This window comes from Thermoflavimicrobium dichotomicum, from assembly GCF_900114055.1.
GTDB classification, from domain to species: Bacteria; Bacillota; Bacilli; order Thermoactinomycetales; family Thermoactinomycetaceae; genus Thermoflavimicrobium; species Thermoflavimicrobium dichotomicum.
Genome location: NZ_FORR01000016.1, coordinates 29,042 through 53,385 on the forward strand (window position 1 = coordinate 29,042; position 24,344 = coordinate 53,385).

Annotated in this window: 18 protein-coding genes; 15 read left to right on the forward strand and 3 right to left on the reverse strand. The window is 45.0% G+C overall.

The genetic code is table 11. The annotated features are described in order from the left end of the window. Window positions 1-136: 136 nt before the first annotated feature. Window positions 137-1,579, forward strand: a complete 1,443-nt coding sequence (locus tag BMZ78_RS13915) for an MATE family efflux transporter (RefSeq protein WP_341849643.1) — start codon at window positions 137-139, stop codon at window positions 1,577-1,579. Window positions 1,580-2,163: 584 nt separating this feature from the next. Here BMZ78_RS13915 and BMZ78_RS13920 read toward each other — a convergent pair. After that, entirely contained in the window at window positions 2,164-2,544 is a 381-nt protein-coding gene (locus tag BMZ78_RS13920; RefSeq protein WP_093231047.1) for a hypothetical protein, read from the reverse strand. A gap of 527 nt (window positions 2,545-3,071) precedes the next feature. On the opposite strand from BMZ78_RS13920, the gene BMZ78_RS13925 reads away from it, so the two are divergent. The 12 genes from BMZ78_RS13925 (at window position 3,072) to BMZ78_RS13980 (ending at window position 18,549) form a co-directional block, all read left to right on the forward strand. Beyond that, window positions 3,072-4,505: a TIGR00366 family protein gene (locus BMZ78_RS13925; protein WP_093231048.1), complete on the forward strand. Its 1,434-nt coding sequence runs from the start codon at window positions 3,072-3,074 to the stop codon at window positions 4,503-4,505. A 154-nt stretch (window positions 4,506-4,659) separates the two neighbouring features. Then, entirely contained in the window at window positions 4,660-6,072 is a 1,413-nt protein-coding gene (locus BMZ78_RS13930) for a sigma-54 interaction domain-containing protein (RefSeq protein ID WP_093231049.1), read from the forward strand. Between the two features lie 56 nt (window positions 6,073-6,128). Next, on the forward strand, window positions 6,129-7,700 hold the full coding sequence (locus BMZ78_RS13935; protein WP_093231050.1) for an AMP-binding protein: 1,572 nt from the start codon (window positions 6,129-6,131) through the stop codon (window positions 7,698-7,700). Further along, window positions 7,693-8,097, forward strand: a complete 405-nt coding sequence (locus tag BMZ78_RS13940; RefSeq protein ID WP_093231051.1) for a VOC family protein — start codon at window positions 7,693-7,695, stop codon at window positions 8,095-8,097. Before BMZ78_RS13935 ends, BMZ78_RS13940 begins: the two co-directional genes overlap by 8 nt. Window positions 8,098-8,142: 45 nt before the next feature. Further along, window positions 8,143-9,303 carry a thiolase domain-containing protein gene (locus BMZ78_RS13945; protein ID WP_093231052.1) on the forward strand — a complete coding sequence of 387 codons (1,161 nt, stop codon included), beginning with the start codon at window positions 8,143-8,145 and terminating at the stop codon, window positions 9,301-9,303. A 5-nt stretch (window positions 9,304-9,308) separates the two neighbouring features. After that, window positions 9,309-9,644 carry a Zn-ribbon domain-containing OB-fold protein gene (locus BMZ78_RS13950; RefSeq protein ID WP_093231053.1) on the forward strand — a complete coding sequence of 112 codons (336 nt, stop codon included), beginning with the start codon at window positions 9,309-9,311 and terminating at the stop codon, window positions 9,642-9,644. Window positions 9,645-9,883: 239 nt separating this feature from the next. After that, window positions 9,884-10,417, forward strand: a complete 534-nt coding sequence (locus BMZ78_RS13955) for an MATE family efflux transporter (protein ID WP_281244577.1) — start codon at window positions 9,884-9,886, stop codon at window positions 10,415-10,417. Between the two features lie 390 nt (window positions 10,418-10,807). Then, window positions 10,808-12,763 (forward strand): sigma-54-dependent Fis family transcriptional regulator, encoded by a 1,956-nt coding sequence (locus BMZ78_RS13960; protein WP_093231055.1) that lies wholly within the window; start codon window positions 10,808-10,810, stop codon window positions 12,761-12,763. 157 nt (window positions 12,764-12,920) lie between these two features. Beyond that, window positions 12,921-15,080 carry a hydantoinase/oxoprolinase family protein gene (locus BMZ78_RS13965; protein WP_093231056.1) on the forward strand — a complete coding sequence of 720 codons (2,160 nt, stop codon included), beginning with the start codon at window positions 12,921-12,923 and terminating at the stop codon, window positions 15,078-15,080. A gap of 3 nt (window positions 15,081-15,083) precedes the next feature. Next, complete coding sequence (locus tag BMZ78_RS13970; protein ID WP_093231057.1) at window positions 15,084-17,300, forward strand: hydantoinase B/oxoprolinase family protein; 2,217 nt, start codon at window positions 15,084-15,086, stop codon at window positions 17,298-17,300. 15 nt (window positions 17,301-17,315) lie between these two features. Further along, on the forward strand, window positions 17,316-17,816 hold the full coding sequence (locus BMZ78_RS13975) for an acetone carboxylase subunit gamma (protein ID WP_093231058.1): 501 nt from the start codon (window positions 17,316-17,318) through the stop codon (window positions 17,814-17,816). Between the two features lie 298 nt (window positions 17,817-18,114). Further along, a complete protein-coding gene (locus BMZ78_RS13980; RefSeq protein WP_093231059.1) occupies window positions 18,115-18,549 on the forward strand; it encodes a thermonuclease family protein in 435 nt (144 codons plus the stop codon). A 46-nt stretch (window positions 18,550-18,595) separates the two neighbouring features. Here BMZ78_RS13980 and BMZ78_RS13985 read toward each other — a convergent pair whose 3' ends face one another. Further along, a complete protein-coding gene (locus BMZ78_RS13985) occupies window positions 18,596-20,668 on the reverse strand; it encodes a molybdopterin-containing oxidoreductase family protein (protein ID WP_093231060.1) in 2,073 nt (690 codons plus the stop codon). A gap of 288 nt (window positions 20,669-20,956) precedes the next feature. Between BMZ78_RS13985 and BMZ78_RS13990 the strand changes: the two genes are divergently transcribed. After that, window positions 20,957-21,667 (forward strand): GPP34 family phosphoprotein, encoded by a 711-nt coding sequence (locus BMZ78_RS13990; protein WP_175482492.1) that lies wholly within the window; start codon window positions 20,957-20,959, stop codon window positions 21,665-21,667. 150 nt (window positions 21,668-21,817) lie between these two features. On the opposite strand, the gene BMZ78_RS13995 is transcribed toward BMZ78_RS13990, so the two are convergent. Beyond that, the gene (locus BMZ78_RS13995; RefSeq protein ID WP_093231062.1) at window positions 21,818-22,705 is read right to left on the reverse strand and encodes a DMT family transporter; all 888 of its coding nucleotides are present in this window, start codon (window positions 22,703-22,705) and stop codon (window positions 21,818-21,820) included. Between the two features lie 115 nt (window positions 22,706-22,820). Between BMZ78_RS13995 and pdxR the strand changes: the two genes are divergently transcribed. Further along, on the forward strand, window positions 22,821-24,275 hold the full coding sequence (gene pdxR, locus BMZ78_RS14000; RefSeq protein ID WP_093231063.1) for a MocR-like pyridoxine biosynthesis transcription factor PdxR: 1,455 nt from the start codon (window positions 22,821-22,823) through the stop codon (window positions 24,273-24,275). Window positions 24,276-24,344: the final 69 nt, after the last annotated feature.

Below are 24,344 nucleotides of genomic sequence, written 5' to 3' on the forward strand. Positions count from 1 at the left end.
TGCCGATGATTTTGGAAATATTCATTTAAGAAATGTTAATACAATTTAAGTCGTAATTTAAGACTTAAACAGATAAAATAGTGTGTGCGGACATATTTAAAATACGATAAAAATTAGACAAAAGGGGAGGACTATTTTGTCGCAGGAAAGTCAGGTGCTTCAAGAGAAGAAAGATCAGCCTGAGCAGAAGAAGGACAAGTTTTCCATCGATTTTTCAAAACCGATGTGGCAATCGTTAATCCTCTTTTTTATTCCACTTGTTTTCAGCAATGTATTGCAGTCTTTGGGGGGAACTGTCAGTTCGGTCTTGATTGGACTGAAAATAGGGGAAAATGCCTTGGCTGCAGCGAGTGCGGTATTTCCGATTACTTTTTTTCTGGTTTCTTTTGTCATAGGTTTAGGGAGTGCCAGTTCGATCTTAATTGGCCAGGCATTTGGCAGTAAAAAACTGGAACGCATGAAGTCAACCGTAGGGACTTCACTTACTTTCAGTTTTTTGTTGGGAATTTTGTCAGCATCCGCAGGCATTCTTTTTTCTGACTCATTGCTTGCATTAATCAAAACTCCAGCAGAAATAAAAGCGGATGCATCTAAATATATGCATGTGCTATTTGCAGGACTCCCTGTGTTATTCCTCTATGTGATCTATACCACTTTTTTGCGTGGAAGCGGTGATTCGAAGACGCCATTCTATTTCCTTGTTATCAGTACCGGGTTAACGATTCTGTTTACCCCGATGTTTTTGTTTGGCTGGGGAGTACCAGCAATGGGATTGGAAGGAGCAGCTTTGGCACAAATCGTTGCCAGTTTCATTTCTTTTCTTCTTTTAGTGGGATATCTGCTTAAAATCAAGCATCCGTTGGCATTGGACAGAGAGACAATCAAAAAGCTGAGGCTTGACCCCCAGATTTTACGACTCATGATAAAAATCGGCTTGCCCACGAGTATCCAGATGATCGTCGTTTCGTTATCTGAAATAGCCATCGTCACGTTTGTGAATCATTTTGGTGCGCAGGCTACTGCTGCTTATGGGGCAATTACCCAAGTGATTAACTATGTTCAGATACCGGCGATGAGTTTAGGGATTGCCATCGGTATTTTCGGTGCGCAGCTCATCGGGGCCAATCGACAGGATCGGTTGGATGAGCTGGTAAAAGCAACAGTCATATTGAATTATGCGATTGGGATTGTTTTAACCGGATTGGCATACATATTTAGCCGACCGATCTTATCGATGTTTTTAACGGATCCAATGACGGTCGATATTGCACAAAAATCGCTGTATATTACATTGTGGTCATTTATTTTGCTTGGCAATGTGATCATAATATCGGGGCTGATGCGTTCGAGTGGAACGGTATTTTGGCCGACGCTGTTAGTGATTTTGGGTGTATTGCTCGTGGAATTACCCGCTGCTTATATCCTGTCCCGTACGCTGGGATTATATGGAGTATGGCTGGCTTATCCCATTTCGTTTACGGTTCTTTTGATCGGGCAGTATGTGTACTATCGGAAGTTTTGGAAAAACAGAACACATGAACGCTTCTTCGATAAACCAGAAGAACAACCGACCTCATAGCCGCTTGCTTTTAAGCGGTTTTTTGTGTAAAGACTATTAATAGGGGGGGAAGGGCATCGAAAGGAGCCTGTCCTAGCCAACAGCCCTTTTAATTTTAAAAATCGTGTGATAATATCTTTTATGAACTTCAAATACTAGGCTTTTATCGCCACATTGATCATGATCATCTAGAATTGATAAATTCAAAGAAAAAGCTATCTTGGAATCCTTAAAATATGGATGCGTTATTCCAGCGCTTCGGGATGGGTTCCTTCCTCCGTGACGACTTCTGTACCATCTCAGTTACTCCGTAAGGTATTTATTCCTCCGCTATATAGAAAACAGAACCTCTTTTTCATCCCTTTGATATTGTTACTCAACAACATGAAGGTCTATCCTCTCATGTTTTAAGAAAAGGGTAGCCTTTTTCCACTATGGACATGTACTGGGCGTCCACTAAAACAGAAACGGACTATGGACGCTAACGACTCAAGAATCCCATGGTTTCAGCTGTGTAGAGTGTCAATTACTTGGTTTTTCTGAACTAAGAAAAAAAAGACCCTTATCCGTGGTTACGGAAAAGGTTTCATTGTACAATGGCTTTATTATTTATTATCAATTCTTCCATAAGCGTAACAGGATGCACTGGCAAGACAGGTTAGTATGACTTGGTATTCACTATACACTTTGTATAAAAGTACGTTAAAATCATCGTCCGCTGAAGTAGAGTATCGAGTGTATATGATTTTCCCATTTTTCCAGTCTCTTACCTGAACTTTTGTATCGTAACCGTAGTAATTATAAAATGTAATATCAACAAAATGACCAGTTGTATTAACTTTAACAGTATAAGTTTTGCAAAAAGTCTCTTCAGGATTGAGATAACAACCTTCGGAGGCAGCAAATACACTACCATGAAAAGAAAAGAAAAAAACAACGGTTAAACACAACGATAAAAGAGGAGCTAGAGCTTTATTTTTCAACATAAATTTCTCCCTCACTTTTCAGTGGTTTACTCTTCATACCTATCTAATTATAAATTATAATAATATAAAAATAATTCAATAAAATAAAATATTTCCATCCTAGGGGTAGATGGAGTAATACCAGCGTAGCTGTTACCAGTGGCGATCTTAAGAAGAGTAGAGGGAGCGAGCGTCGAATTTGGGGTCAATTTGCAAAGAAATGAAAAAAAGAGCCTTAATGGCTCTCTTGTTTTATTCACTTAATTTTCGCTCGGTTGCTATTCTCATCATAACAAATCATTGTACCGACCTGCACAGGAGGCAGTTAGAACTTTGGCAGCAGATTATCATTCGAAGAAGCGATGGATCTATTTTTTCAGCGAAAACCACAATTTCGACATTTTTTCGTATTTGATTGCTATGTATTGGCATGGAACTTGCTTACTAATTACTTTAAAGAGAAAAAAAGGGGGGTTACTTACTAATTCAATAATTGCCATATATCAATTTAAAAAAGTATTCAACTATTCAACTAGGGAGGTCAGAACATGTCACAAATCAATTTGCATGAAAATTCAAGCCAACATCCCTCATCCGAAAACGACAAAACGAACGGAATTCTTGACCGGTTTCGTAATTTTGCGCTATCAACCAGTGAATGGACTCAAAAATGGGTTCCTGACGCTTGGATCATTGCTGTCATCCTTTCCATTATCGTATTTCTTATGACCATCTCATTTGGAAACGCTTCCCCTGTTAAAGCGGCTCAAGTTTGGGGGAAAGGACTTTGGGTTTTGCTGCCACTTATGGCCCAATTTAGTTTTGCAATCATTGTAGCGTATGTCTGTGCCACCGCCCCTGCAACCAAAAAGGCATTAAACTGGTTGGGTTCCCGCCCCGATCCGGATAAACCCTGGCAAGCTACCTTACTGGTTGCCGTCGTTTCTCTCTTAACCGGTTATATTAACTGGGCTCTGACCGTTGTGGTGTCAGCCATCTTTGTTCCGTTTGTTGCCAAACACAATCCGAAATCAGATATGCGCTTATTAGTGGCTGCCGCTTATGTCGGAATCGCAACCCTCTGGCATGCAGGACTTTCCGGATCTGCCACCTTGCTTGTGGCAACCCCGGAGAATTTCCTGCTCAAGGATAACATTTTAACTGATCTAATTCCAGTAACGCGAACGATCTTCTCACAATTTAATATCCTCTTGGTCCTTGTCACCATCGTCACCACCGCATTGATTTTGACGTTGTTAACGCCGAAAAAATCTCAGGTCAAGATGGATCAAAGCGTATTGGATTCTATTACCAAAGAAAACGATTTTCAACGTCCCGCCAATCTCAGCCCTGCCGACCGAATGGCTTGGTGGCCAGGTTGGAACATTATTTTAGGAGTTGCCAGCCTGTATTTTCTCATTAACATTTTTACGTCGAAAGGAATTGCAGGTTGGAGTATTGACACTTATAACCTGTTATTCTTGACTTTGGCCCTCTTCCTAACCTGGAGACCCATTGTGTTTTTGGAAGGGTGTAAAAAAGGCGTGCAAGGAGCATGGGGAATTCTTGTGCAATTCCCTCTGTACGGAGGTATTTTCGGGCTGATCTCCTATACGGATTTAGGACATGTATTGACCACGTTTTTTACATCCATTTCAACGCCACAAACGTTCCTGCCCATTGTATATTGGTATTCCGGTATATTGGGTTACTTTGTTCCATCTGGCGGTTCCAAATGGATTATTGAGGCCCCCTATTTGTTAAAGGCGGCCAAAGAGCTGGGAATCAGTCCCGCAAGTACAACTCTCGCTTACAGTTGGGGAGATATGATGTCTCACCTGATTCAGCCGTTCTGGGCAATCGCCCTGTTGGATATCACCAAGACAAAATTCGGTCAAATTGCCGGATTCTGTACCATGTTGCTGCTGGTTTATATCATCATTACCAGCATTGCTATGTTCCTGATGCCGATTCACCTGTAAAAGTACAAAATCAAAGCGAAAGCCATGATTCCTCTTCAGTTAGTGGGTCATGGCTTTCATGTGTGAAGAAATATGCAATTTTACATATGCATTTTTGCTTGAAATATGCGATAATGCACATATTACACCAAATATTAAATATTAAGGTGATCGTATGATTGAACTTTCCAAGCGACTTTATGAGTCTGAACTTTTACTAAGGCACTTAATCGATAGTTCATATGATGGGATTTACATTACGGATGGAAACGGACTTACGACATGGTATAACAAGGCGTTTTTGCGAATCTCTGGATTGACCCCCGCCCAATTAGACAATCACACTGTTTTCCAATTATTGGAAAATAATTGGCTTCCCAATTCAGTGGTTGCTGAAGCCATTCAAAAAAGAGAAACAGTGACCAGTGTCATCAATTATTTTAATGGTTCTGAAGGTTTGGTAAGTGCAACTCCGGTTTTTGACGATGCGGGCAATTTGTTGCGTGTAATTGCAAATGTAAGGGATCTGACGGAATTGAATGAACTAAAACGACAACTGGATGAGACCAGAGCGTTAAACGAAGGATATCGACAAACGCTGCAAGAGGTCCAGTCTGCGGAACTCGAAGGTGGACAAATGATTTACCGGAGTCATGCGATGGAGAGAATTATTTCTTTGGCGAACAAAATTGCGGCTACCGATACGCCGATTCTTATTCTTGGAGAATCAGGGGTCGGAAAAGATGTGTTGGCCAAATATATACACTATATCAGTGGACGCCATAAAAAAGGAACTTTCGTTAAAGTGAATTGTGGAGCTATTCCTGAACATCTGATAGAATCCGAATTGTTCGGCTACGAGGCGGGAGCATTTACCGGCGCAGGCCGCAAGGGAAAAGCCGGTTTGTTTGAGGTGGCAAACAAAGGAACTATTTTCCTTGATGAGATCGGCGACATGCCTTTATCCTTGCAGGTAAAACTGCTGGGTGTACTGCAGGATATGGAAATTCAAAGGCTGGGGGGAACGAAACCCATACCGATTGATGTTCGTATCATCGTGGCGACCAACGCTCATCTCGAGACTTTAATAAAAGAAAAACGCTTTCGAAAAGATCTCTTCTACAGAATTAACGTGTTAACGATTAAGGTTCCTCCCCTCAGGGAACGCAAGGATGATGTTGTCGCTCTTTTGATGCACTTTTTTAACCAATTCAACAAAAAATATCAGACAAGCAAAGTTTTAACTCCCGCAGCAATCGACAAGTTGCTTGCATATGAATGGCCGGGCAACGTTCGCGAGCTGAAGAATATGGTGGAGCGATTAATATTGACATCGGATAAGGATACGATTGATGAACCACAACTGCCTCTAAATATTCGGAACAGTCACCATACTTCCTCGGCCACTTATAGCGAATATGACTCTCATTCATTCCAAGGAAAAACGCTGAAGGAACTTTTAAATGATCATGAAAAGGAAATTCTAAGTTGGCATTTGAGGAATTACCGTCCGCTAAAGCGTTGTGCGGAGGTTCTCGGCATCGATTTGACCACTTTGGTCCGCAAGAAAAAAAAGCACGGCCTATGATTGGCATCATATTTGCATTAATAACCTCCCGAAAAAGTTATTGGGAGGTTTTTCTTATGGACGTTATTGGAAATCGTACACTTCGCGATCTTTTGACAGAAAAAGTAACGATTCACCCGGACAAAACTTTTCTCGTATTTGAAGATAACAAGGAACAACGATTTACTCTCACATATCGGGAGTTCTCAGAAAAGGTGAATCGACTTGCGGCGGCCCTTCTTGAATTTGGGGTAAAAAAAGAGGACAAAGTTACCCTTCATCTGCCCAATTGCCTGGAATTTATGATTTCTTGGTTTGCGCTGGCACATATTGGGGCGGTTATGGTCCCGACCAATATCCTGTCAACCGAAGATGAGATGGAATATATATTGGGACATTCGGAGTCCATTCTGCTTATTACTGAGGAAATCTACCTGAAAAAGTTTAATAACATCAAGGATAAACTGCCGCTTCGCGATATCTGGCTGGCCCGTTATGAAGGTACCGAATATCAAGACAAGAGTTTGGACCGAATCATAGAACAATCTAAAGGAGAAGTCCCCTTCGTTCCGCTTCATTCCGAAGATGTGGCTGCCATGATGTATACGTCGGGAACAACTTCCCGTCCCAAAGGCGTACTCATCACCCATGCCAATTACTTGTATGCAGGAGAAGTGATGTCGAAATCCATTCGCTTAACTCCTGACGACAGACCATTCATCGTACTACCCTTGTTCCATGCAAACGCGCAATATTATTCTACCATGTCCGCCCTGACCGTCGGAGCAAGTATAGCAATGACCGAGCGCTTTAGCGCTTCCCGGTATTTTAAACAGGCGAAGAGATTAGGAGCGACTGTCGGTTCTCTCTTTGCCGCGCCCATTCGGATGATTTTGCGACAAAAATACGATCCGGCTGATCGGGATCACAATCTGCGCGTGGTCTGGTTTGCGCAAACGGTTACGGAAGAACAACTTGAAACATTTGAAAAGAATTACAATACAAAGCTGTTGCAGTTGTATGGAATGACCGAAACAATTGGAACACCCTTGATGAACCCGATCGATGGAGTACGCAAGAACATGGGGATCGGAAAACCGGTTTTGGGGTATGAAGTGAAAGTTGTTGACGATTTTGGCAATGAGGTGCCGCAGGGAGAGGTCGGAGAGTTGATTGTAAAAGGAGTTCCCGGAAGAACGTTAATGAAAGGATATTTTAACAATCAACAAGCAACCGAAGAGGCGCTGAAGGAGGGCTGGTTATATACCGGCGATAATGTCCGGATGGATGAGGAAGGGTACTTTTTCTTCGTAGACCGAAAAAAGGACATGATTAAACGAGCCGGCGAAAATGTGGCAGCCAATGAAATTGAAAAGGTCATTACTCAACATCCGGGCGTATTCGACTGTGCCGTCATCGGAATTCCCGATGAGATACGGGATGAAAGCATCAAGGCATACGTAGTATTACGTGAAGGACATCAAGTTTCGCCGGATGAAATCATATCGTTTTGTCAAACCAGATTGGCCAAGTTTAAAGTTCCGGAATATGTCGAATTTGTGACGGAACTGCCCCGTACCTCTGTCGGCAAGATCCAGAAACATATTTTGAGAAAAATGCATCAGGAAGGAGCAAAAATTCATGGTTAAGAAAATCAATCACATAGCCGTAATCGTGGATGATATCGAAAAAGCCCTTGTGCCCTATCAAAAAGGACTGGGGTTAACCCCTTCCAATATCGAATATGTGGAATCGTATAACGTAAAAGTAGTGTTTGTGCCCATCGGGGATACGCAGATTGAATTGGTGCAACCATTGGGCGACGAGGGGGAACTCGTTGAATTTCTTCGCGCAACAGGCGGAGGGCTCCACCATATCGCGATTGAGGTAGAAGATATAAACAGAGCGATTCACCATGCAGCCAGTTCCGGAATTCTTTTGAAAGATATGACACCGCGTCCGGGCGCACACAACTCCTCAGTTGCATTTGCGGAACGAGAATCTTTTGACGGGGTGGTGATTGAGTTTGTTCAACCCCCGAAGTAATAAAGTACTTCCGATAAAAATCATAGATATCAAGGAGTGAGAGTATTGGCACTTGCTTCGGTGATCGGTGTTGGAAGTACACGCTACGGCGTTCTTGATTCTTCCTTTCTTGAGTTGGTGATTGATGCCGCCTCCCAAGCACTTCGAGATGCAGGTATAGGCCCGGAGGATATAGATGCCTATTATTTGGGCAACTTTGCCGGTGAAAACTTTATTAACCAGAATCATTTGGCTGCTTATTCGGCGTCGGCCATAGGATTAAACGGTGTTCCCGCAACACGGGTGGAAGGAGCTTGCGCATCAGGCAGCTTGGCTGTTCGTGAGGCAATCCTTGCCATAAAAAGCGGATTGTACAAGAGAGTTCTAGTTGTAGGTGCGGAAAAAATGACTTCTTTGGATACTTCCGGGGTAACGAGTGTTCTGGCCAAAGCAAGCAATTGGGAAGCTGAGGTCGGACACGGACTGACTTTTCCTGCTGTTTTTGCATTTGTCGCTCGCCGATATATGCATCAGTATGGAGCGACTCGGGAACATTTGGCGGCGGTGGCGGTAAAAAATCATAATCATGCCATGTTGAACCCGAAAGCTCATATGCAAAAAAAGATCACCCTGGAAGAGGTACTTTCCTGTCAACATATGGTAGCGGAGCCTCTCAGCCGGTATGACTGCTCCCTGATCTCCGACGGCGCTTCCGCCATGGTTTTATGCGCACCGGAACTTGCGGAAACACACCGTAAAGATGTGGTTGATATTGTTGGCACCGGGCAAGCTTCCGGCAGGTTCGAGATTTTCGCCAATGAGTTGTTAACGTCTTTTCCGGCTACAAGGCTCGCTGCCAAAAGAGCCTACACCATGGCTAACATAAAACCTGATGACGTGGATGTTGCAGAACTTCATGACTGTTTCACAATTGCAGAAATTGTGGCGACCGAAGATCTGGGGTTCTTTAAACCGGGGGAAGGGGGAATTGCTGCCTTAGAGGGACGAACCCGCCTGGGTGGCGAGTTGCCGATTAACCCCAGCGGGGGACTAAAGGCAAAAGGTCACCCTGTGGGATCAACAGGAGTGGGCCAGGGAGTGGAAGTCGTCTGCCAGTTACGCGGCGAGGCGGGACTGCGGCAAGTAAAGAACGCAGAGATAGGTTTGACTCACAACCTAGGCGGAGCCGGTGGCACTTGCACCGTTCATATTTATAAAAGGAGGTAACCGAATTGGCCTTGAGAATGACGGTATATCAGTGCGACGAATGTGGATTGAGACAATTGATTCCACAAGGTTACTGTTCAAAATGTCGGTCGGCAAACAGTTATCGTCCAATTGACCTGGAAATTACCGGAACCGTTTTTTCGTTTACAAGGGTGCACGTTTGTGAAGAAAGGTTTAATAGCGAAGCTCCCTACCTGTTGGCAATCATTGAGTGCGAAGATGGACTTCGTCTTATGGGACGTGTACAACAGCCGGTTGAACATCTGAGTATAGGTTCCTGTGTTAAGCTTGCGGAATTCCGGGAAGGCACACCCATATTTAGAGCCATGAGTTGCTTGTGAGAAATGACCACGACGTGGTACATCAGATCTTCTTCTTTAGAGGAACTATTACTATCCTTACTGTCCACTCTTCTCATATACGCCAAACAAAAAGTGTTGTTTGTCAGAGCTTGATGACAAGCCGGGGCTGAACCAAAAGGTCACTTAAAGTGATCTTTGGTCAGCTCCCTTCTTGTATTTAGACAAATAAAAAATCGCTCCTAAATGGTATAATTGAAGTACCACCCACATTTACCCAAGTGATTAACTATGTTCAGATACCGGCGATGAGTTTAGGGATTGCCATCGGTATTTTCGGTGCGCAGCTCATCGGGGCCAATCGACAGGATCGGTTGGATGAGCTGGTAAAAGCAACAGTCATATTGAATTATGCGATTGGGATTGTTTTAACCGGATTGGCATACATATTTAGCCGACCGATCTTATCGATGTTTTTAACGGATCCAACGACGGTCGATATTGCACAAAAATCGCTGTATATTACATTGTGGTCATTTATTTTGCTTGGAAATGTGATCATAATATCGGGGCTGATGCGTTCAAGTGGAACAGTATTTTTGCCGACGCTGTTAGTGATATTGGGTGTATTGCTCGTGGAATTACCCGCTGCTTATATCCTGTCCCGTACGTTGGGATTATATGGAGTATGGCTGGCTTACCCCATTTCGTTTACAGTTCTTTTGATCGGTCAGTATGTGTACTATCGGAAGTTTTGGAAAAACAAAACCCATGAACGCTTCTTCGATAAACCAGAAGAACAGCCGACTTCATAACCATTTTTTTAAGCGATCGTTGGTATAATTTATTGAATTAATTATTATATTCTGATAATATTAAAGTAGTACTAGGGAATGGCAGACCTCTTTTCTCTCTGAACCCATAAAATGAGACATGGAAGAACACCTTCCTGAATCGTATTTAAACGATTTAGTGGAGGTGTTTCTTTTCTTCGAGAAATTCAATCTCTTCTTTCCTATAAATAATATTTTATGAACATTTCAACTTATCCAACTGAACGCGCTTATTTTCCATAAGGTAATACTGAGTTTATATGTGAGTACCCTTTTGGGAAGTAAGGAAAGATCCACAAATTTTTGCAAGGGAATGCTGGGATATGTGTATGCAACTGAGAGGAGAAAATTATAAAGGGAGGTCCGGTTGAATTGTACGACAGTCCGCTTGCCATTCAATCTTTTGCGGAATTTTCGGAGAGGGAAAAACAACTTCTCGTATGTTGGGATGATTATTTAACAAAGAAAAAGGTGCCCAGCGGATTGCGGAGTTTGATTAGTTCTTCTTGGAAACGATGCGAACGGATGAGAGTGAGTCCACTTCAAACCCAAGTGCAGGTGGTCTCTGATCAGTACGATCTCTTGCAAAAAAAAGTGGAAAACAAACTCCTGCTTGAGGTTGCTATGCCTTTTATGGAAGAAATCTTCCTCCACTTCCCCACTGAAAAGATAATTAGTGCGGTGTTAACTGATGCTTGCGGAGTCATTATCGAAATCAAGGCAAACCAAAAATCACTGTCCACAGCGGAATCACACACCTTTTTCCAGGGAGCGGATTGGACGGAAGGCTCTGCTGGAACCAACGCCATCGGAACTGCTTTGGCCACGGGACAGCCCACTCAGGTGTTTGGAGCAGAGCACTTTTGCTGGGCATGGCATCCCTGGGTCTGTTCTGCTGTACCGATCCGGGATCCTTTGACCAACAAGATATTAGGAATTCTGGATATATCAGGGGAAAAGGGTTTAGTCCTCGCCCATGATTTGTACTATTTAGTCAGTCAAGTAGGGAAAATCGAACATAATTTGACACTGCATTTAACACAAGAAAATGCGTTGACGCTGCAAACGCTTACAGATTCTATGGGAGATCCCTTTGTCGTTATCGATGTGAACGGAACGGTGAAGCGTAGCAATGTGCCGGCGAAGATGATGCTCGATCTTAAGGAGGAGTCAATCCTTTTCAACATCTTGGAATGGGCGGCTGATCCTTTGGAATGGAGGGAGCGTCTTTCCAATATCTTCGAAGAAAAACTACGATCCAGAAATGGAACCGCCTGGGTGGCCAAATTTTATCCTTATAAAATCGCTGGGAAATTGTTCGGTTCCATGGTGTTGTTCAAAAAAGAATGGTCCCAAAGGATTCAAACGTCGGTGGGACATGTAGCCCGGTTTCACTTTTCTGACCTCGTCACTCAACACCCATCCATGCTCAATTTGATCGAAGTGGCGAAAAAAGCGGCTTTTTCCGATCAGACAGTTCTGATCACCGGTGAGACGGGAACGGGAAAGGAAGTACTGGCGCAGGCGATCCACAACCATGGATCCCGCAGAGAGGGACCTTTTGTTGCGGTGAATTGTGGTGCAATTCCCGAGGAGCTCCTGGCCAGTGAACTCTTCGGCTATGAGAAGGGAGCTTTCACTGGGGCCAACAGGCAGGGGAAAAAGGGAAAGTTCCTCCTGGCCGACAAGGGAACGATTTTGCTGGATGAGATCGGCGACTTGCCATTGAAGGTGCAAACTTATCTGCTCCGGGTTTTAGAAGAGCGGATGGTCCACCCCCTTGGTAGGGAGCGGCCGATTCCTGTAGATGTACGAGTGATCGCTGCAACCCATAAGGATTTGGAGCAGGAATTGAGGAAGGGGAATTTTCGGGAAGATCTATACTTTCGCCTTAAGGTGATCCATTTTCAACTTCCACCGTTGCGCCGTAGAAAGCAGGATTTGCCCCTATTGGTCGACCGGATGGTTGCACAGTTGACAAAGGGTAAGAGAAAGCCCTCAGTCGACCCCGCTGCGATGCGTGTGTTGGAGGCGTACCATTGGCCTGGAAATCTCCGGGAGCTGCGAAATGTATTGGATAGGGCGCTTTTTTACGCTGAGAATCGCATCGGATTGGAGCATCTGCCGAAGGAGATTGTGGAACAGGCGAGAGACCGTGAAGCAGTGTGGATAATGAGCAGTTGGAAAGAGAAAAGGGAACCTTTGGATGAGCGAGAAAAGCTGTTGTGGGCCTTGGAGGCGACCCGGTGGAACATCACCCAAACAGCCCGCATCCTAAATGTGTCCCGGATGACTGTATACCGGTGGATGAAGCGTTACGGTCTGTAACAGCATGTGTGACACCCTATCACATAGGCAACAATTTGTAATATTTTTGCCAATAGGGTATGATATCTGCATTTAGCCAATCATCCCTATTTTAATAAGTGGCATAGTAATTGCTACAAATAAAGGGCGACGACAATATACAAAAGGAGGTTATGCTATGCCACACAAAGCAAAGATTTTAGCCATAGACGCTGGCGGCACCATGACCGATACCTTCATCATTGATGAGAAAGGGGAATTTATTGTCGGAAAAGCCCAGACGACTCCTCACGATGAGTCTATCGGCGTTGCAAACTCTAGTCGTGACGCGTTGAAGTATTGGGGTATGTTGCCCGAGGAGGCCTTTCCCACCATTATCTCCGGCATCTATTCCGGAACAGCAATGTTAAACCGGCTGTTGGAGCGCAAGGGCAAGCGTCTGGGGCTAATCGTAACCGCGGGTCAGGAGGATTACCTGCGCTTGGAACGCGGCATTCAAACCTATTTGGGATACTCCTACTCCGACCGATTGCATGTGGCCACTCATCGCCACAATGAGCCCTTGATCCCTCGAGAGCGTATCCGCGGTGTAAGGGAACGGATCGATCTGTTCGGTGATGTGATCATCCCCCTCTACGAAGATGAGGTCTTTCAGGCGGTGGAAGAACTCTTGGATCAAGAAGTCGAAGGGATTTGCGTCAACCTCCTCTACTCCTACCGCAATCCGATCCATGAAGTGAAAGTGCGGGAAATTGCCGAGAAGGTGATGGAGAAAAAAGGTGTTCAGGTTCCACTTTTCCTGGCATCCGAGTTGTACCCGGTGCGGCGGGATTTCCCTCGGCTCAACACCCTTCTGGTGGAGGCCTATGCGGCGGAACCTTCCCGTGGCCAACTGGAGAGGGTACAGAACAAGGTGAATGAGTTGGGTGGCCGTTTTAACATCAGGGTGATGGCCAGTCACGGCGGAACCATTGGGATCGACGCTAAGAAACTGGCTCCCACACTAGTATCCGGCCCCATCGGTGGGGTAATCGGCGGAAAATACCTGGCAGAGAAGCTGGGCATTAAAAATGTGGTATGTACCGATATCGGTGGTACAAGTTTTGATCTGGCCCTCATTACTGACGGGGAGTTCCATATCAAAAGCACCCCGGATATCGCCCGTTTTATCTTGAATCTTCCTCTAGTGCAAATTGACTCTGTGGGAGCGGGAACCGGAACCTTTGTACGGGTGAACCCAACTTCCAACCGAATCGAGCTGGGACCGGACAGCGCAGGATACCGGATTGGGGTTTCCAACGAACAGGAGAATCTCGACGCTCCCACCATCTCCGATTGTAACTTGGTTCTCGGTCTCTTGAACCCCGATTTTTTCCTGGGTGGGGATATTAAGCTTAACAAGCAGCGGGCGATCGAGGTCATTGATGAAAAGATCGCCAAGCCCTTGGGTCTCAACGTCTATGATGCCGCTTCAGGAGTGGTACGGCTCTTTGAGGACTCTCTGAAGAACCAAGTGGTGGCCATGGTTCTGGGTAAAGGGTACGCTCCAGTAAACTACACCCTTCTCTGCTACGGCGGCGGAGGACCCTTGCATGTAGGTGGCTGCACTGAAGGCCTTGACTTTGAAGATGTGATTATCCCCACTTGGGCGGCGGGCTTCTCCGCCTTCGGCTGCGCCTGTGCCGACTTCGAGTATCGTTACGATCGGACGGTGGATTTGCCCATCGGCGGGATAGGACAGTTGGATCCGATGACGGTGAGCGTGCTGTTGAATGCTGCTTGGGCGGAACTGCGGCAAAAAGTAATCTCCCAGTTTGAAAAGAGCGGCATTCCCGAAGATCAGATCAAATTCCGCCACGCGGTGCGGATGCAGTATCAAGGACAGCTCAATGACTTGGAGTTCTACACTAGGACCGGTGAAATCACAAAGAAAGAGGAACTGGACGAAATTGTCGAAGAGTTCGAAAATTTGTATGGCCGGATTTACGCCCGTTCCGCTAAATCGCCTGAACTAGGGTATCTTGTCACCACTGCAATTGTCACTGGAACCGTTCCAGTGGAGAAGCCAGATTTGCCCAATGAGCCCCTGGCAGGTCCGGAACCACCGGCGGAAGCCCATAAGGGCACACGTGAGGTCTATTGGCGTGGGAATTGGATCACGGCGGACATTTACGACATGGAAAAAGTGAAACCCGGAAACGTCCTTAAGGGCTTAAGCATTGTCGAAGCACCCGCCACCACCTTTGTCGTGCCTCCAGATCAAGAGGCTTGCTTGGATCAGTACCGCATTTTCCACCTGCGCAAAAAAGTAAACAAGTTTGACATAGGGGGTATATAAAAGATGGCAATGGATCTGTCCCAAGGGAAAGTTTATGGTATCGGTTGGGCCGGGCGCACCTTACGTGAGATGCTGGAGGAGAGCGAGCGGCTTTTCAGGGAGACCGGCCGATATTACGGGCTAGAGAAGCTTAAGCTAAAGGAAAAGGATCCGATCCGGTATGAGAGAATCTTCTCCCGTATCCGCGGGGGGTTGGTCAATGCCCGGGAGACAGCGTTGAACATTTCGGCATCGCCCATTGTGAAGGAGCTTGGGGAGCTGTGTTTCGCACTGTATACGCCTGAGGGAGACGCGGTCGCCCTTTCTACTGGAATCATCGTCCACGTTCACACCATAAGCGACGCCATCAAGTATATGATTCGTAACAACTATGAAATGAATCCGCGAATTCGCCCCGGAGATGTCTTCGGCAACAACGATGCGATGATCGGCGACGTTCACAACGCTGACGTTCACACTCTGATCCCCATTTTCTATAAAGGGGAGCTGTTGGGATGGGCCGGCGGCGTGACCCACGAGATAGACGTAGGGGCGCAATATCCGGGAAGCATGTCCTACGGTCAGGCCAACCGTTTCCCCGGGGATGGGTTTATTGTCCCTTGTGAGAAGATCGGGGAGAACGACGAGCTTTTAAAAAGCTATGAGCTACGCGCACAGATGTCCGTTCGGTCGCCGATGTACTGGCTGTTGGACGAAAAGACGCGCCTTGCCGGTTGCCTGATGATCCGAGATGCCGTAATTCGCCTGGTGGAAGAGGAAGGGGTTGATGTTTACAAGCAGTTCATCCGAGAGGCAATTGAAGAGGGACGTCGCTCCTTCCTGAACCGGGTGAAGGAAATGCTGATTCCAGGTACTTATGAGGCACCTTCCTTCATCGAGGTTCCCTTTAAGGACGAGCCCGTCAACCAGCTGATGCAGAAGGATACGATGAACCACTCCCCCTTGGAGCTTACAGTCGGGGCTGACGGGGAATACATTTTGAGCTTTGAAGGAGCCAACAAGTGGGGACATCACTCCTTCAACTGTGCACCCAGCCCGATGCAAGGGGCTTTGTGGGTGCTGTTGACCCAGACCCTGATTCCCAACGACAAGGTAAACGATGGGGCATACTTGGCTACCAAGTGCATTTTACCCTACGGCTCTTGGTGCAACCCGGACTATCAAAACGTTTCCACCACGCTGTCGTGGCTGTTTCTGATTCCGGGCTTTACCGGGATGATCCGCAGCTTGAGCCGAGCCTTCTACTCCCGGGGGTATGTGGAAGAAGTGCTGGCTGGTTATCCGGTTACCTGCAACCTGATGCAAGGAGGGGGAATCAACCATTTCGGCATCGAGTCGGCCTTCACCAACTTTGAGATTTCCTCCCAAGGAACCGGAGCTAGTGCAGTCAAGGACGGAGAGGGTTTCTGTGCAGCCATGTGGAACCCCGAAGGAGATATGGGAGATATTGAAGCATGGGAATTTATTGAACCCCTCCTTTACCTGGGCCGCCGTGTGAAGCCTGACACTGCAGGACACGGAAAATACCGGGGAGGTCCCGGAATGGAAGCTCTCAGAATGGTTTGGAAGACAGATCACCAATACCTCTACAACGCCGGTGACGGTTATACGGTGAACGGCGGTGGCCTCTTCGGCGGCTATCCTGGCAGTTCAGGATACCGGCATAATATGCGCGGAACAAACATGCAGGAGCTGATCAAAAACAAATTGCCCTATCCAACAGGGGACGGTAACCCGGAAGAGTCGGAGATGGAAAACTTGGTTAAGGCGGAAAAAGTGGATTTTGACCAGCAAGCCCTCACCTTTATGCGTGAGTACGGAGAGTGGGACTTATACCTGTCGATGCAGCGGGGCGGTCCAGGCCTGGGAGATCCTCTGGAACGGGCATTTTCTGCCGTGGAAGAGGATCTCAATGAAGGCCTCCTATCTCCCAGATTAGCTGGATCTGTGTACGGTGCCGTAATCGTCCAAGGTGAGGACGGAAAGTGGAAAGTGGATGTTAAAGCCTCCGAAGAACGCCGTCAAGAAATCCGGCGGAAGCGCAAGATGCGGGGTGTTCCCGTCAAAGAGTGGATGAAGAAAGAACGAAAGCGGATCCTGAAACAAGACATCATCGAGCCGGTAAAGGATATGTACAAGAGCAGCATGGAACTGAGCGAAACATGGGCGAAAAAGTTCCGCACTTTCTGGGATTTGCCCGAAGAATTCCAGTTTGATTGAAAGGAGCGAAACAAAATGCCAAAGTACACCCGCGAAACACTCAAGAACCTCCTGGATGGCAAGCTGCCCTTTTCCGAAGTCAAAGTGATGATGAGCTCCTTCAAGGATCCTGAACGCTTTGAGATGATGTTGGAGATTCATCAATCCAGGGTCCCATGGCCGGAGAAGATTCTTTTGCCCCTTGGCCTTCACCTGTACATCGTGTTGAAAGAAAACGGGGACAGGGTGGTTAAGTGCGATTGCGGATATGAGTTTGGCGACTACCGGAAGAATTGGAAGTTAAATGCTTTGGTCTATGTACGGGATACTGAGGAGAAGATAGCGGAAATCTACCCAAAATTGATGGGGCCAGATCCACGCTGGATGGAGATTCGGGAGTATTACTGCCCGGGTTGTTCCACCCAGCTGGAGGTGGAGTCGGTTCCCCCCGGGTACCCGGTAATCTTTGACTTTAAACCGGACATCGATGCCTTCTATGAGAAGTGGTTGGGCAAGCCAGTACCTACGGTGGAATAGATAGGACGACAGGGGAACAGAACAGAAGTTCCCCTTTTCTATCAAAATTGAGGGGGAGTGAACGGAATCATGGTGACGCTGGTATCCCCCATAGAATTTCTGTTTTAGACCCGGCAGGGACACCGCATCACCCCAACATTCCACATAGGGAACACCAAAGGTGACAGGCAGCAAGTCCAGGTTTTTTTCATCAGATGAAATGGGTATAGAATACATAAACCGATTTGGACAAGCTTTCCAAGCCCAAGTGGAAGAACTGGCCGATTGGTTTTGCTAGAAGAGCGGTCGGGAGGGGAAAATGATGCGGGAGAAGGTAAAAGTACTTCGTGTTGTCGATGGAGACACGTTGGAAGTGGAAGTAGCCGGCAGGAAAGAGCATGTCCGGTTACTGTATATTGACTGTCCAGAGCTTCATTCCGAAGATGTGTTTGAACGGAAGAAAGCACTAGAAGCCAAAAGATATGTCATCGAACAAATTAAAAATTCGCAGGAAGTCATCCTTTCGACACGTAAGCGCTTTCGCAACAGAGACCGTTATGGCCGATTGGTAGTGGATATTTATCTGGATGGGAAACTGCTACAAGCGATGCTGGTTCGTCAGGGACTCGCTTGTTTGAGATATTTTGGAAGAGATTTATCTCCAGGAATTATGGATCGAATCAATTTCCTGCTTCGTTTGGAAAATCAGGCAAGAGCCAGGAAAAAGGGGGTATGGAAGAGAAGCCTTGCTTAAAATTAAATATCAGAATAGATCAAAAAGATTGGACAGACACAGGGGATCACTCTCCTGTGTCTTTATTACTGGGTATGGATGAAAACTTGCATACTTCTACAGTGGTGGAAAAGAAAGTGGCTCCACCGCCCATATCTGCCAGCCGCTGGGAAGTAAGGTGATTGACAGACTGCAAGCCCTGTTCTGGATCATCCCACCAAAGCCCTTGGCTGACAACGGTCCCTGGTAAAACATCTTCGGTGACATTGGCATATAGCTTGCACCTTCCACGCTCATTGTATATAAGGATTTCATCTCCCGTTTGAATCGAACGCTGTTTGGCATCTTCAGGATGAATGTGCAAAAAGGGTTTTCCTTCCATCTTCTGTAGTGATGCGATGTTGGCCAAAGTGGAATTCAGGTATTGGTGGTTGGGACCAGGGACGAAGATAAGCGGGTAATTGTCATTATCCTGAATTGGGATATATGCAGGAACAGGTGGTAATCCCTTTTGTTCCAATTGCTCAGAATAGAATTCGATTTTCCCGGAAGGGGTAGGGATATATGCTGGAAAAGTTAGTTCATCTGGGACAGTAAGCTTGACAAATCCCTGTTTCTTTAGCTTCTCATAAGTAATGCCTTTTAAATAAAGGCTATCTGTTGTTTCCAGAATCTCTTGAATCATTTCTTCTTCCGTAACTTGAAATGCATCTTCTTTGAAACCCATTCGGTGAGCGAGTTCCTTGAAAAGAGTAAAGTTGGATTTACATTCGCCGATCGGTTCGATCACAGGTTCATGCAGTTGAAGATATAAATGCCAATAAGATCGATAGAGATCCAGATTTTCAAAGTGACTCGTGGCTGGTAGTACCAAATCGGCATAGCGACAGGTATCCGTCAAAAATAGATCATGGACAACAGTAAATAAATCGTCACGCATGAGACCTTGGCGAACTTTACTCTGGTCAGGAGCGACTTGTGCCGGGTTGCAATTGTATACAAACAAAGCATAAATGGGTGGTTCAGCAGATAAGAGGGCATCGCCGAGCTGATTCATGTTGATCGTACGGGCATGCGGATTGGGGTGTAGATCAGGCCGCTGGATTCGTTCACGGTTGAAGCCAAAATAGCCGCTGTTTCCCTTTAAAGCACCTCCACCTTTTTTGCCCCACTGACCTGTTAACGCAGGCAAGCAAAAGATGGTACGAACTGCCATTCCTCCATTGTCATGATGTTGCAAACCATTTCCCACACGGATAAAAGAAGGAGAGGTTTGCCCATACATTCTGGCCAGATGGATAATATCTTCAGCGGGTACACCCGTTATATTGGAGACAGATTCAGGTGTATATGGTTTTACGGCCTGTTGCAGCTCTGAATATCCTTTTGTGTATCTGCTGATAAAATCTTTATCGATATAATTTTCTGCGATCAGTACATGGATCAGCCCTAAAGCAAAAGCTGTATCTGTCCCAGGTCGAAGCTGAATGAACCAATCTGCCCACTTGGCGGTCCGATTGCGATGAACATCGATGACGATAACTTTGGCCCCTTTTTTCCTGGCTTCATTGACATAGACTGCTTGATGCATATTGGTGCTAATGAGATTGCATCCCCAAATGATAATCAATTTGGCATGAACAGTATCTTCAGGATCAATGCCGACTCCCATACCCATCGTATATCGAATTCCTTCACTACTGGCACTATTGCAGATGGTTCGGTCCAAATGACTGGCTCCCAGACGATGAAAAAATCTTCGATCCATACACTCGCTGTTCAAAATACCCATGTTTCCATAAAAGCTATAGGGAAGAATGGCTTCAGCTCCATATGTAGCAATAATGGATTGAAATTTGCTCACGATTTCTTCATAAGCTTCTTCCCAAGTGATCCGCTGAAAAGAAGACAAGTCCCCTTTTTTTTCCGTTCGTTTCAGTGGATAGAGAACGCGATCAGGATGATAGATGCGCTCAGGGAATTTGCGGACTTTATGGCATATCACGCCTCTGGTGACCGGATGATGAGGGTTTCCGGTAACTGAAACAATCCGGTTATTTTTGACTGTAACCGATAGACTGCAGGTATCCGGGCAATCCAGCGGGCAAACGGAGCGGAATTGCTTCAAGTCAGGCTGCATATTTTCACTCCTAATGAAGTTGATGGTAAATCTGACTTTTTTAATTTTATCATAATAGAAAAAGAGGGAACCAAGTTTTTGTCAGGTATTGAGATCATCAGATTCCTTTGTTCATTGGCTGAATGTCTATAAATTCAGTAGTAACCCTGCCCATTTGTTATGTTTTAGTGTTTGATCATATAAGGGTTTATGTTATATCATGTTTTTCGTACCACTATTCATAACAATTCTACTAAAAAACATATTCTTGCTATCCTATTCCAGATAATCAGAGGGAGAGAGATGAAGTTGAATTTCAACTTAGCAGAAGAATTTGTACTCTTAGGTCTTTATCAAAGCAATGAGAACTTCAATCTCGAGTTTCGAATGAATAAAAGAGATCTGTGTATTTCAGCAACTTTTCTTGAGCTTCTACTAGATGGAAACCTTGACATTGATGACAGGAAAATTGTACGAATTGCGAAGAGACAGACCCCGCGAACAGATTATATTAGTAAAATGCTAGCCAAAGTGTGTAGCCATGATTGGGATCGAAAGATCGAAGAATGGTCTGCTTATTTTAAGGAAAAAATGGACTATATCCCAGCTACTGAGAGTGCATTGGTTGATTACCTTTATGAAAGTATTTTAGAAAGTTTAATAGAAAAAGGAGCTATAGAAAAAGTAGAGCAACAGTTTCTGTTTATCCAGTCAGCCGATTATAAAGTAAAACAAGAAGTAATCGATCCCATTGTGAAAAAATTACATACAGAACTAATTGGTGAAGATTTTCCAAGTAAACAATCCATTTCATTATATTTTTTGTTAAGAAAGGCAGGGGTGTTGGAAGAATATTTATCAAATTACAATTTGGAAAGATTTAAACGGGATTTAAAAAAATGGACTGAGCAACAACCAAACTTAAAACAGTGGATTAAATGGACGATCGAAGCAATCCATGGTGAAGAAAATGATAATGATTTTATTCAAGATTTATTAGACCTTTTCCTATCCAGTTGATATTTCTTTTGTTTCATTTCCCTTTCCACTACTTGAGCTTTTTGCCAGTAGAAATCTCAATGGAAAGGGAAACATCCTTTATCGGCGATGAAGACTGCCGTATCATACAAGTACTTGGCCTTATGGAAGTGTAGACGTCCATTTCTTTATCTACTTGTATCCATTTTTGCTTACAGACTTGATATTTACCATGACAACGCCCAATATTGTGATGATTCCGCCTATGATGGATAAAAGGGTCGGTACTTCACCAAGCCAAATCCATGCGATCAGAAAAGCGAAAGTGGGCGTGAGGTAGAGGGAGCTTGTGGCTTCGGAAGCGCCTGCTCGTGATGTAATATAGGCCAGGGCAATATAGGGAATAACCGTAGGAAACAAACCGAGATATAGGGCGCTTAGTGTAGATGGAATCGGAGCGTGAATGAGACTGTGGCCAAGATCAGGCAGGAAAACTGACATGAATAGGGTAGCAGCCCATATGGTATAGGTGGTAAACGGCAAAGGGCCATATTTTTTTACATAAGGGATTTGAAAGACAAAATAGATACTTTCCGATAGGGTACCTAAAAGAATGTACAAGGCTCCTATATTCAATGAAAATGAATCGCCTGTCCCTAAAGAGACAAGAAACACGCCAAAAAAACCAGTCATTATGCCGATCCAACCCAGTAGAGATAGTTTTTCTCCTTTAAACTGACTTGCCAGGATCGATGAGAAAATCGGAGAAGTTGAAACCAAGAGGCTGGCTACTCCTGCACTGACCGTTGTTTCCCCATAATTTAATGCTATATGGTAGATTGAGAATCCCAGTAAACCAAATAATACGATAGCGGGCAGATCTCTGAAATCTGGCAAACGCATACGAGTGATCAAAGCGAACAGGAGAAGTGCGATCGATCCCACCAAAAAGCGTAAAAGTGCCAAATGCTGTGGAGAATAGCCTTCCAATCCAACCCGGATGCCAGGGAAAGCGGAGGACCAAAGAAAGATGACCAGAATATAAGCAAAAACAATTTTTATATCTGTACTTTTTTTCATACCAACCAATCACTCCTTATGATATGGTTGGTTTTCATGTTAATATAGGATGATAAAAATGTATTGAACCAATTTTCATGTTGATCAAGCCAACCAATTTCAAGGGAGTGTCTTCATGCATCACATTGACTGGAGGCCAAGTAAACGATCGACTATTCCTTTGTATCAACAGATCGTTCAATACATCAAAGATAAGATTACCTGCGGAGAATGGCCGATTGGAAGCCAAATTCCACCGCAACGTGAATTGGCGAAGGCCTTTGGAGTCAATCGCAGTACAGTGATAACAGCTTTGGAAGAGCTAATGGCTTTGGGGCTGATTGAGGGGAAAACAGGGAAGGGAACGATCGTGGTAAATAATACGTGGTCCTTATTGACCGCCACTCCACCTGATTGGAATGTCTATGTAAAGTCAGGCTTTTATAAACCCAACCAGTCCATCGTACAGAGAATTAATCTGGCAGAAAACCGTTCCGATCTCATTCATTTGGGAAAAGGGGAACTTTCCCCACAATTGTTTCCGCTTGATAAATGGAAGATGGTGACAAACCTTTTTATCCAAGAAATGGATTCATTGGGGTATGGAGAGCCGAAAGGGCTATTGGTGTTACGTCAAGCGATTCATGAGCATTTGAAAACATTGGGAATCCATGTTTCACCGGCTTCCATTCTGATTGTTTCAGGTGCATTACAGGCATTGCAGTTAATTTCTGTTGGGCTTCTGTCCAAAGGATCTACTATTTTACTGGAAGAGCCTTCCTATTTATTTTCGTTACAACTGTTCCAATCAGCAGGGATGATCCTTTCAGGCCTGCCGATGGATCAACATGGCTTAACCCTGAAGTCTCTCTCTATTCATGGAAAACAACGGAAACGGAATATTTTGTATGTGAATCCTTCATTTCATAATCCAACAGGAACGGTTATGTCTGAAGATAGACGGAAAGAGATTCTGGGGATCTGTGAAAAAGAACAGCTACCGATTATCGAAGATAATGTGTATGGAGAGCTTTGGATCGATGCAAGGCCACCCCTTCCCTTAAAGGCGAGAGACAAGCATGGACAAGTGTTATATCTGGGTAGTTTGTCCAAAACATTAAGCCCTGGACTTCGGATTGGATGGATCGTCGGTCCAGAACCAGTAGTGGATCGCCTCGCCGATATCAAGATGCAGACCGATTATGGAACCAGCGCTATATCACAATGGATTGCGGCCGAATGGTTTAAGAGTGGTTTGTATCATGAGCATGTAGAATCAGTTCGATCTCAATTAAAAATCCGTCGCCAAGTGGCTGTAGAGGCTCTTGAGCAGCATTTAAAAGGATTGGCTTCCTGGAATATCCCAAGCGGCGGTTTTTTTATATGGGTAAAGATTCTCGTTCAGGTACCGATGAAAAAGGTGTTTGATCAGGCATTATCCCAAGGAGTTTTATTTTACCCTGGGAGTATCTATCATCCAAAGTACAACCAGTATCTCCGTCTTTCTTATTCATATGCCTCACTTGCTGAGATAAGGAAAGGGATTTATATCATTGCCCGAATCATTAAGCAATGTTTAAAACAGATATAAGTTAAAAAATGGGTTATGATTGTTTACAGGAAACCTTTTCAAAGCAGTGAAATGCTAGGAGGAAAGAAA

Coding starts and splice junctions, on each gene's coding strand:
- BMZ78_RS13920 (WP_093231047.1), bottom strand. CDS start 2,544: ATGTTGAAAAATAAAGCTCTAGCTCCTCTTTTATCGTTGTGTTTAACC.
- BMZ78_RS13925 (WP_093231048.1), top strand. CDS start 3,072: ATGTCACAAATCAATTTGCATGAAAATTCAAGCCAACATCCCTCATCC.
- BMZ78_RS13930 (WP_093231049.1), top strand. CDS start 4,660: ATGATTGAACTTTCCAAGCGACTTTATGAGTCTGAACTTTTACTAAGG.
- BMZ78_RS13935 (WP_093231050.1), top strand. CDS start 6,129: ATGGACGTTATTGGAAATCGTACACTTCGCGATCTTTTGACAGAAAAA.
- BMZ78_RS13940 (WP_093231051.1), top strand. CDS start 7,693: ATGGTTAAGAAAATCAATCACATAGCCGTAATCGTGGATGATATCGAA.
- BMZ78_RS13965 (WP_093231056.1), top strand. CDS start 12,921: ATGCCACACAAAGCAAAGATTTTAGCCATAGACGCTGGCGGCACCATG.
- BMZ78_RS13970 (WP_093231057.1), top strand. CDS start 15,084: ATGGCAATGGATCTGTCCCAAGGGAAAGTTTATGGTATCGGTTGGGCC.
- BMZ78_RS13975 (WP_093231058.1), top strand. CDS start 17,316: ATGCCAAAGTACACCCGCGAAACACTCAAGAACCTCCTGGATGGCAAG.
- BMZ78_RS13980 (WP_093231059.1), top strand. CDS start 18,115: ATGATGCGGGAGAAGGTAAAAGTACTTCGTGTTGTCGATGGAGACACG.
- BMZ78_RS13985 (WP_093231060.1), bottom strand. CDS start 20,668: ATGCAGCCTGACTTGAAGCAATTCCGCTCCGTTTGCCCGCTGGATTGC.
- BMZ78_RS13995 (WP_093231062.1), bottom strand. CDS start 22,705: ATGAAAAAAAGTACAGATATAAAAATTGTTTTTGCTTATATTCTGGTC.
- pdxR (WP_093231063.1), top strand. CDS start 22,821: ATGCATCACATTGACTGGAGGCCAAGTAAACGATCGACTATTCCTTTG.